The 2,199-nt window shown below is 41.5% G+C and carries 2 protein-coding genes and 1 pseudogene; all 3 read right to left on the bottom strand.

All coding sequences use genetic code 11. From position 1 onward, the window contains the following. The coding region (locus tag AB4Z17_RS33535; RefSeq protein WP_441964775.1) for a Gfo/Idh/MocA family protein at positions 1-314 on the bottom strand (314 nt) is incomplete at its 3' end. Positions 315-362: 48 nt separating this feature from the next. Beyond that, positions 363-1,241 carry a DUF4832 domain-containing protein gene (locus AB4Z17_RS33530; RefSeq protein ID WP_441964773.1) on the bottom strand — a complete coding sequence of 293 codons (879 nt, stop codon included), beginning with the start codon at positions 1,239-1,241 and terminating at the stop codon, positions 363-365. A gap of 128 nt (positions 1,242-1,369) precedes the next feature. Further along, positions 1,370-2,199: pseudogene (locus tag AB4Z17_RS33525) on the bottom strand (acyltransferase domain-containing protein); the annotation flags it as partial.

Below are 2,199 nucleotides of genomic sequence, written 5' to 3'. Positions count from 1 at the left end.
CTTAAACATTCCTCCGGACTTGGCGAAATTGGTTTTTCCAACAGAATGTCATAACCAAGATCAAGCGCTTCCATCGTTTGCGTATAATGGTCTCTGTCCATCGAAGAAATAATAAGAGCGTCGCAAATTTTTCCCAATCGATAAAATTCATCTACAGATTGAAATTGATTCTCCAGCGGGATGCCGAACTGATCGGCTGCTACCTTTCTTCTATTGTCATTTGGTTCAACTACCGCAACAATTTCTACTGTTTTGCTTGCGTATTCTGAATAAATCATGCCTCTTTGCCCTGCTCCGATTAATGCAAGTTTCAAATCAACTACCTCCAGCGTATGAGTTTTTATCCAAGATGCTCTCTATTACTATTCCGGCAATTTAGGATCTTCCAATGGATAATATCCTTCGGGATAATAGGTATCCCATATATTCAAAAGAGGATCTTCACTTGTGATTTCAACGTTCACAGTACCTGCCTCGTAATAACCGTCCTGCACGTTGCTTTGTATATTCAGATTAATGAATGTTCGGTCTTCGAAAAACAAGCCAAAGCTTATTGTATAATTTCCCGGCGGCATATCCGGCAATTGTATAATCTCGTTATGGACAAGATCCCCCGTTAACCATGACTCCGTTGCAGCATGGATGGGAATTTCATACGATACATCCCCTTGCACTAATTTCACCCACAAACGAAATTCACGGTAAATTTTTGAAGTCCCTGTGTTAACAAACCAGAATCGAAGCGGCAAGCTGCCCCCGCTAGAAACGTTCTCTGGATATGTCAATCTTCGTAGAGTAAGGTCATATCCAAGCTCTATTTCCAGATTAGAAAGGCTTGCATGCCAGCGATACGCCTCACGCCTACTATTTGGACCGCATACGTTATCGGTAAATTGAAGGACAACCKGATAACTCTTCCATACCTGCTGCAGCTTCTGTTTGGCAAATGCTTCACAGCATGTTATCCAGTTATCTTCACTGCAATTTACGATCAATCCAAACCCGCGGCCATGTTCCCTTAAGTATTGAATCAGTTTTGCATTGTGCAGATCAGCAAGAAGCGTCGTGGCTTCAAATGAATCCGTATAGGCATTCCATTCTTCCTTACCGTCAGCGAGAGTCGATATTACAACTCCTGCAAGTCGACTATCTGAATCTAAATAACTCCCAACTTTTCTTATGAAAGCCGCAAAACATTCATCAGCATGGCCTTTCACCCATATAGGTAAGTCCGGTTTCATTCCATGAATAAGAAACATATTGAAAAACACCATTTCTTGATTGAGCTTCATTACTCGGTAATGGGTAAGGCCGGAATTTTACGGTTTTATACTTCTCGTAGTTTTCAAGCGAATATTTACCCATCCCATTACCTCCTCTGTAAATGGCAGTCAACGGTATTAAAGAATTGATCAATATCCGCATCAGAAATATAGGGCATATTTCCAATCTGTTCGATTTCTTCCTTCAAAACAATCATACTTAATGTGTTAAATCGCGCTCCCGTCTTCATATAAGCTGCAGCAGCTCTTTGCAACGAGGTTTTGTACTTCACATCGTTCTGGACAGGATCTGCCTCCCGATCGCCAAAGGCTTCATAACGCAGCATGCTGTCCCCTTCAAATGTGGGATAATTATAAAACTGCCTTTGAACCAATACGATATTGCTTTTTTCATTGTCCAATATGAGCGATAATCTCGTATCATAAAGCCAGCTTGCGCTCCAGAAGCCTTTTATAGCTAACTCCGGAAAATAGTTACCATACAGTTCAATTGCGAGTGACATCGAATGTTTCAGCCTTTCGGGTGTATAGCCAGGTCCAGATGGAATATGCAGGGCTAATAGGGTATCTCCTCTCTGAAGAACCGGTTCCCATTCCTTCTTTGCTATCGAAGTTGGTTCTCTTTCAACGTAGCCCATTGGATTAATCCGATTAGCGATAATGTGATCAGCATTTTCCTCCCATTTCGATGTGAAATGTCCCCCAGGATCAAATACACCATTGATTCCATTCCTTTGCCCATCGCTGCGAAACTCTTCTCCCGCATGTCGAAGTGCAATAACCTCCTGCGTGTGAACATGACGATACATGGTAAAAGGATCTTCAAATCGATAAGGTATAAAGAGAAATCGATCTAATCGAAATATTGAACAAGTATAAAAATTCAAATCCCACGGAAAGTCACGGACTTTAGAAT

The sequence above is a fragment of the Paenibacillus sp. TAF43_2 genome, assembly GCF_052113545.1.
Classification (GTDB): Bacteria; Bacillota; Bacilli; order Paenibacillales; family Paenibacillaceae; genus Pristimantibacillus.
This window is presented reverse-complemented; position numbering and strand designations above follow the sequence as displayed.